Source organism: Cyanobacteriota bacterium (assembly GCA_025054735.1).
Classification (GTDB): domain Bacteria; phylum Cyanobacteriota; class Cyanobacteriia; order SKYG9; family SKYG9; genus SKYG9.
Map to the genome: position 1 here is coordinate 1 of JANWZG010000191.1, position 7051 is coordinate 7051.

The window sequence follows — 7051 nt, forward strand, 5'->3', positions numbered from 1 at the left end:
ATCACAGCTTCGCTGAGATCACTACCTGTAACTTACTCATCATAAATTCATGGATTTGAGGGGTAATCTTAGTTAAGATGACAAGCAGGGTGTGTCTTAGCCTCTACCGCAGGCTGAGGCTGGCTAGCAGGTAGATGAATGACCTCGTAAAATTCCTGACAGCACTGTAGGACGTTGAAATAGCTAGTAGGGAACTATAGTTCAGCAAAAACACTGAGCGATAAAGGCGTTCAACGTCATGGCACAGGGGCATAGAGCAGTAGAGCTTCCTGAGGGAAACAGCTTGTCATGTTGTCATGCTCAAGCTTAAGAGAGCTAGTGAATTGGTTTGTGTAGCCTTCGATTTGGAGTGTTCACTATGGATGTAGATCAGCGAGAAGTACGTCGTGCGGCTGCGAAGGCATTTCTGGACTCCCTAGACCAATTGCAAGCCTCTCTGCAAGCAAATGATTATCAATCTTCATTGGCTAAATCTCAGGCTGCGGTTAACCAACCTATTAGTACGGTAGGGATGGATAGTAATCGATCTCCCGCTGACTCCAGAAATACTGCGGCCCAGCAGAACGCTTCAAAGTCAGCAGTTCCAGTAAGATTTACTCTGCAAGACCTAGAGATGGCGATCGCCGATATTGATAACTATATTGAGTCAAAGGCTCGACTAGGCCAGTTTTCTAACCTTGACCAGGAGACGGATTAAACCCCCGCTGACGTTGCACTTCATACAGCATTAGTGCACAAGTAACGGCCACATTGAGCGACTCCACACCAGGGCTTAAGGGGATGCGCACAGTCACATCAGCAAGGGCAGCCAAGTCGGGGGATAACCCTGCCCCTTCGTTGCCGAGAAGCACGATCGTCGGCGATCGCAAATCCACCTGCCAATAAGTCTGGGCAGCCAGGGGTAGCGTCGCTACCACCTGCATCCCCTGCTGTTGACAATGACCAACTAGGCTGCGTAGGTCATCACTAACGGCCATAGGTAACCGAAACCACTGACCAGCCGTTGCCCGCAGTACCTTAGGATGGTCTAAATCCACACTGTCTGCGCTGATCCACAAGCCTTCAACTCCTGCGGCGGCGGCAGTGCGAATCATGGTGCCCAGATTCCCAGGATCCTGAATTGTTTCTAAAACAACCCCAAGCTGGCTCACAGGTAACTGACGGGGATCATAGCTACGGCGCTGGGCAACAGCTATCACCCCATCGGGTTGCACAGTAGTGGCGATCGCCGCTAACACCTCCGGACTCACTAACTCAACTCGCTGAGCTAGCTGGCTGGCTTGGTTCCAGAGACGATCGTGCCGTTGTTGCCAAGAGACAGTTGCACACAGTACATCCAAGGGATAGCTGATTTTACAGGCTTCTGCCAGCAAATGGGTGCCTTCTAACAAAAATAAGCCCAATCGCTTGCGGTCTTGAGGACGATGTAATTTACGCAATTGCTTGACTAGTGGGTTTTTTAAGCTGGTTAGCAGACGATCGCCCTTGCCTGCTAATGGCAGAGTATGAATGATAGATGCATCACCTGACACATCAACTTCAGAGTCTGTGTCCAACCGGGATAGTGCTAAGGTGGGATCCAGGGAGTGTTGTTCCATAGGAACATAACAAATGGTCATGCTGGCTGGAGTGTTGTGCCTTCAGCCTATCGTATCCCTGTTGATTTCGCCCGTTCCTTCTAGATTTCTGTCAAAATGTAAAGCGTGTGGATTACTTCATTACTGAACCAAGTCCGAACGCCAAACGCCATTGCTCTCGGAAATTTTGATGGCTTGCACCGAGGGCACCAGGCCGTTATGGCACCTATTCTCCAGGGAACGTTTCCATCAGGGGTGCATAGAACCCTGGTCACGTTTCAGCCTCATCCGCAAGAGTTTTTTACTGGGCAGCCCCGATCACTCCTCACCCCCCTTGAGGAAAAGATAGCGCTATTGCAAACCATGGGGTTTGACCAACTGATCTTGTTGCCATTCAATCGCGAGTTGGCTGCCCTTACGCCCCCAGCCTTTGTGGATGACATTCTATCCCATCGCTTGCAGGCTAAGGTGATTAGCGTAGGGATGGATTTTTGTTTTGGCTACCAACGATCGGGCACTGCTGATGATCTGAGAACACTGGCCCAAGCTCACGGTATTGCGACCATAGTTACCCCCCTGCAACGGATCGAGGGCGATCGCATCAGTAGCTCCGCTATTCGCCAAGCCCTGCTAGAGGGTGATCCCCAACGAGCTAGGCATCTGTTAGGGCGAGCGTATCGATTAATTGGCTCTGTTGTGCAGGGGCAGCAACTGGGGAGAAGGTTGGGGTTTCCTACCGCTAATTTGCAGCTACCGCCAGAGAAATTTTTGCCCCGCCGCGGTGTTTATGCTGTTACTGTGCAAGGGGTAGATGCCCTGGGGAACCCACTACTGGCAAAGGGAGTGATGAATATTGGTTGCCGTCCTACTGTCGATGGAACTGCCCAAACAGTGGAAGTGCATTTGTTAGATTGGAGCGGGGATTTGTATGGACAAACCATTATGGTGGACTTAGATACTTTTTTGCGTCCGGAGCAACAGTTCGCTTCCTTGGAGGAACTAACCACACAGATCCAACTAGACTGCACCCATGCCCGTGCCCATTGGCAGCTATTAACCTGATAACGTAGAAAGCCTTTATGAGAGACCGAATTGAGCGCCTAATCCAGAACTTGAGCCGTACAATCGTGGGGAAGGCGGATGCTATCCAGTTGGTGACTGTAGCGTTATTAGCGGGTGGACACGCCCTGCTAGAGGATGTGCCAGGGGTGGGCAAAACCCTGCTAGCTAAATCACTGGCCAAGTCGATCGACGGCAAATTTCAACGTCTCCAGTGCACGCCCGATTTACTGCCAACGGATGTGACCGGAACTAACATCTGGAACCCCAGCACAGGGGAATTTCAATTTTTGTCGGGGCCAGTATTTGCCAATGTGCTCCTTGCTGATGAAATCAACCGGGCAACACCCCGCACCCAGTCGGCCTTGTTGGAAGTTATGGAAGAGCAGCAGGTAACCTTGGATGGTCTATCTCGTCCAGTTCCTAGTCCCTTTTTTGTGATTGCTACCCAAAACCCGATCGAATACCAAGGCACTTTCCCCCTACCCGAAGCCCAGATGGATCGCTTCCTGTTAGCGCTCTCCCTAGGTTATCCCTCGGAGCAAGAAGAGCTACAAATGTTACAGCGCCTTCAAAGTAGTGTATCCGTGGCTGAACTGCAGCCCTGTTTGTCCCTAGAGGATGTGCAGGAATTGAAACGGCTAGCCATGCAAGTCAAGGTGGAAGAATCGCTACAGCGGTACATTTTGCAACTAGTACGGGCTACCCGCGAAGATGACGAGATCACCCTAGGTGTGAGTCCTCGTGGTGCCGTTGGGTTGCATCGAGCTACTCAAGCACTAGCATTTTTAGAAGACCGTGATTACGCGATCCCCGACGATGTGAAACGCCTAGCCCCCCATGTGCTGTCTCATCGCATTATCCCTGCTAGAGGCCAACGAGCACGCTCGATCGTCGAGCGCCTTCTGCGCTCTGTCCCTATTCCATAACAGTGAGTTCCCTAAAAGTTTGGCTAGCTAAGGGTGATCGCGATTAATAACATGGCACAATCGATCGTGTCGTGTTTTGTGCTCCTGAGCTAGCCCGTTGCCATGACTCAAAATCTATCGGATACTCCACTGCAATCGCCCTCGACCAATTTGCCTCGTCTTGGTCTGTTCACAATGTTCCGTTTGGGACTGTTCCAAATGGGCTTGGGGATGATGTCTCTACTGACCTTGGGCGTACTAAATCGTGTCATGATTGCTGAGTTGGCAATCCCAGCAGTGGTTGCAGCTAGTACGATCGCGGCCCATCAGTTTATGGCTCCAGCACGAGTTTGGTTTGGGCAACTCTCAGATGCTAAGAAGTTTCTAGGGTATCATCGCACAGGGTACGTTTGGGCAGGAGCCTTGTTGTTTGTGTTAGCGGCATTTCTGGCACTGCAAGTGTCATGGCAATTGGGTAGCAGCCTGCAAGCAAATGGATGGACACTGCCTACCTACATCTGGACTGGTCTCTTGGCGGTCATCTTTGCTCTGTATGGCTTAGCACTAAGCTCTAGCTCGACCCCCTTTGCGGCTCTGCTGGTAGACGTGTCTGACGAAGACGATCGTCCTAAGCTAGTTGGCATTGTCTGGTCAATGTTGATGGTAGGGATTGTGATTGGGGCTATAGTCTTTAGTGTGCTGACCAAGCGCCTAGATGCGGATGCATCTCTCTCTGATGTGCAAACCATTGTCAATCAAGTATTTCTCATCATTCCAGGCATTGTTTTTGGGCTGGCAATTCTAGCCACCGTTGGTATTGAAGATCACTTTTCTCGCTATCGCCACCGCTCAGGTATTGCCGATCGGGAAGACAGCATCACCCTAGGCAAGGCACTGCGAGTGTTAACGGCATCTCGTCAAACTGGCCTCTTTTTCACCTTTCTGCTGGTGATGACCATCAGCCTGTTTATGCAAGAGCCTGTGCTAGAACCCTACGGCGCTAAGGTCTTTGATATGTCCCTGGGAGAAACAACTCGCCTCAACGCTTATTGGGGTATGGGTACCCTGATGGGCATCAGTTCCACTGGATTTTTTATTGTGCCTCGGTTGGGTAAACAAAACTCAGCCCGGTTAGGTTGCTTGCTCGTAGCAGCCTCTATGCTACTGATCATATTTGCAGGCACCACACAAAACGCCCGATTGTTCCAAGGTCTAGTCTTTGTCTTTGGTCTGGCCTCTGGCATCACCACTACAGGATCCATTAGCCTCATGCTAGATTTGACTGCTGCTGAAACTGCTGGCACCTTCATCGGTGCGTGGGGGCTGTCGCAGGCGATCGCACGGGGACTAGCTACCGTGATTGGCGGTGGTGTCTTGAGCTTGGGAGAACAGATCTTTCAGCAACAGACTTTGCTAGCCTATAGCACTGTGTTTGGCCTCCAAGCGATTGGTATGGTGCTGGCTGTTTGGTTTCTAAATCGTGTCAACGTCCAAGAGTTTCAGGACAATGCCCGGTCGGCGATCGCCGCTGTGTTAGAGAGCGACCTTGACTAGTTTGACACTTCACTCAGTTCAATAATGTTGCCATCGGGATCACGGGTGAACAAGGCAGCACGTCCTGATGCACTCATCTGCACAGGGCAATGATGGGCTAGGAGTTGGCGTTTGGCTGCTTCCAAATCAGTCACAGCTAAAGCAAGGTGATAATTGCGACCCCAACGCTCATCCACTAAGCGATCGGGCACTTGCTCTGCCAGGATCAGATGCAGTTGCATGTCTCCTAATTGATACCAGATGCCAGGAAACTTCAGTGGGCGATCAACAGTTGGTAAGCCCAAAATCGTGCCGTAAAAGTGTGAAGATTTTGTTAAATCAGATACAAGTATTGCTGCGTGAAGATACTGAATAATTTGCATAGTGTAACTTAAATCTCAGCCAAATAGCGGATCGATCCTAGGTGTCCACAATGATACACTAGAGGCCTGATCTAATTCAGGAACTCTAGCCCGGTAGCCCCCTGCCGGGTTTCTTTAGTGGGAATCAGCGTTTCTAGAGTCTAACAAGTTGTTCCCCAATCCTGGGGCATAATATCGCAAATGTCGTGTCCATCAATGCAACCTTTACCGTTGCTAACTTCTGCTAAACTCACAGTACAGTTGTGTTGAACCGCTAGCAAGTGAGGTATGACTGATAGGGCATGGTAGATAGCCAACAGCAACCCACCGACTGGTTGGAAGTAGGCAAGGTTGTCGGGGTGCAGGGGTTAAAGGGTGAAGTGCGTGTCTATCCCGACTCTGACTTTCCAGAAAGGTTTTTGCAGCCAGGGCTGCGTTGGTTACGCTATCCCCAGCAATCCCAGCCACAGCCTATCCAATTGCAACGAGGTCGCTACTTAGCAGGTAAGGGGTTATACGTGTTGAAGTTTGAGGGTGTTGACGATCGCACCCAGGCAGAGGCTCTGCGAGATTGTGTGCTGTTGGTGTCTGCTGACGATCGACCCCAACTTGCTGATGGTGAGTTCCACGTACCAGATTTGCTAGGATTATCGGTCATTCATCAACCATCTGGAGATGTGATTGGCACTGTGATTGATGTAATTGCAGCCGGGAATGACCTCTTAGTTGTGCAGCCGCACCTAGCTAGTGAATCCCAACCAGCCTGCAGGGACAATTTATTAATTCCGTTTGTGTTTGAGATTGTCCCCATTGTGGACTTGGAACACCAACAGATTGAAATCACACCCCCCACAGGGTTAATTCCTGGCTATTGAGGCAACAACTTGCCAACTGTCCGGTTTTCTGGCCGAAACGTTGCCTGAGCTACACGCTGAATGTCCGCAGCAGTGACAGCATCGATCGCAGCTACTTCTCGAAACAGATTGCGCCAATCCCCAGTTTTTACCTGATAGTCTAGCAACAGTTGTGCCATGCCCATATTTGAAGCCAGTGATTGCAGCAGACGTGCTCGCGCTTGGGTCTTCACCCGGTTGAGTTCTGCTAGGGTGACTGGTTCTTGCTTGAGGCGGTTCAGTTCTGCTTGCAAGGCAGTTGCCATCTGCTCGACGGTATGCCCCGGCGCTGTTAGCCCAGAAAATATGATTAGATTTGGGTATTTGTCTCCAGGAAAGCCATTGGAACCATCAATAGATAGCGCAACCTGCTGCTTTTCGACCAGATTTCGATAGAGACGAGAGGTGCGCCCATCACTGAGAATACTGGCAATTAGACCATACACTGCATCATCGGGATGGCTCATGGCTGGTCGGTGATACCCCTCGACATAGATCGGCTGTGAGGGTAAGGTCAGCGTGACTTCACGGGGTTCAGTTTGGGGTGGCTCTACGATCGTTAACTTTGGAGGACTTGGCTTTGCTGGATAGCGTCCAAAGTAGATCTGAGCAAGCTGTTGCACCCGCCGAGGATTAACATCACCCACAATGGCGATTGTTAACTGACTGGGTACGTAATAGGTTTGGAAAAAATCTTGAATATCTTGACGAGTGAGATT

At 50.5% G+C, this 7051-nt stretch carries 8 protein-coding genes; 5 read left to right on the plus strand and 3 right to left on the minus strand.

All coding sequences use genetic code 11. The features are described from left to right. The first annotated feature begins 358 nt into the window (after nucleotides 1–358). Nucleotides 359–697, plus strand: coding sequence for a hypothetical protein (locus NZ772_10480; GenBank protein MCS6813977.1), 339 nt, complete (start codon nucleotides 359–361; stop codon nucleotides 695–697). On the opposite strand, the gene NZ772_10485 is transcribed toward NZ772_10480, so the two are convergent. Further along, complete coding sequence (locus NZ772_10485; GenBank protein MCS6813978.1) at nucleotides 672–1475, minus strand: RNA methyltransferase; 804 nt, start codon at nucleotides 1473–1475, stop codon at nucleotides 672–674. The two genes, NZ772_10480 and NZ772_10485, sit on opposite strands and share 26 nt — an antisense overlap. Before the next feature lie 228 nt (nucleotides 1476–1703). Between NZ772_10485 and NZ772_10490 the strand changes: the two genes are divergently transcribed. The 3 genes from NZ772_10490 to NZ772_10500 all read left to right on the plus strand — a co-directional run bounded on the left by NZ772_10490 (nucleotide 1704) and on the right by NZ772_10500 (nucleotide 5098). After that, nucleotides 1704–2639, plus strand: a complete 936-nt coding sequence (locus NZ772_10490) for a bifunctional riboflavin kinase/FAD synthetase (GenBank protein MCS6813979.1) — start codon at nucleotides 1704–1706, stop codon at nucleotides 2637–2639. A 17-nt stretch (nucleotides 2640–2656) separates the two neighbouring features. After that, nucleotides 2657–3565, plus strand: a complete 909-nt coding sequence (locus NZ772_10495) for a MoxR family ATPase (protein ID MCS6813980.1) — start codon at nucleotides 2657–2659, stop codon at nucleotides 3563–3565. A 102-nt stretch (nucleotides 3566–3667) separates the two neighbouring features. Continuing rightward, nucleotides 3668–5098 (plus strand): BCD family MFS transporter, encoded by a 1431-nt coding sequence (locus tag NZ772_10500; protein MCS6813981.1) that lies wholly within the window; start codon nucleotides 3668–3670, stop codon nucleotides 5096–5098. Here the strand turns inward: NZ772_10500 and NZ772_10505 are convergent. Further along, the gene (locus NZ772_10505; GenBank protein ID MCS6813982.1) at nucleotides 5095–5460 is read right to left on the minus strand and encodes a VOC family protein; all 366 of its coding nucleotides are present in this window, start codon (nucleotides 5458–5460) and stop codon (nucleotides 5095–5097) included. The two genes, NZ772_10500 and NZ772_10505, sit on opposite strands and share 4 nt — an antisense overlap. 281 nt (nucleotides 5461–5741) lie before the next feature. On the opposite strand from NZ772_10505, the gene rimM reads away from it, so the two are divergent. Further along, nucleotides 5742–6314 (plus strand): ribosome maturation factor RimM, encoded by a 573-nt coding sequence (gene rimM / locus NZ772_10510; GenBank protein ID MCS6813983.1) that lies wholly within the window; start codon nucleotides 5742–5744, stop codon nucleotides 6312–6314. Here rimM and NZ772_10515 read toward each other — a convergent pair. Further along, nucleotides 6308–7051, minus strand: a 744-nt coding sequence (locus NZ772_10515; GenBank protein ID MCS6813984.1) for an insulinase family protein, incomplete at its 5' end; no start/stop codon positions are given. The two genes, rimM and NZ772_10515, sit on opposite strands and share 7 nt — an antisense overlap.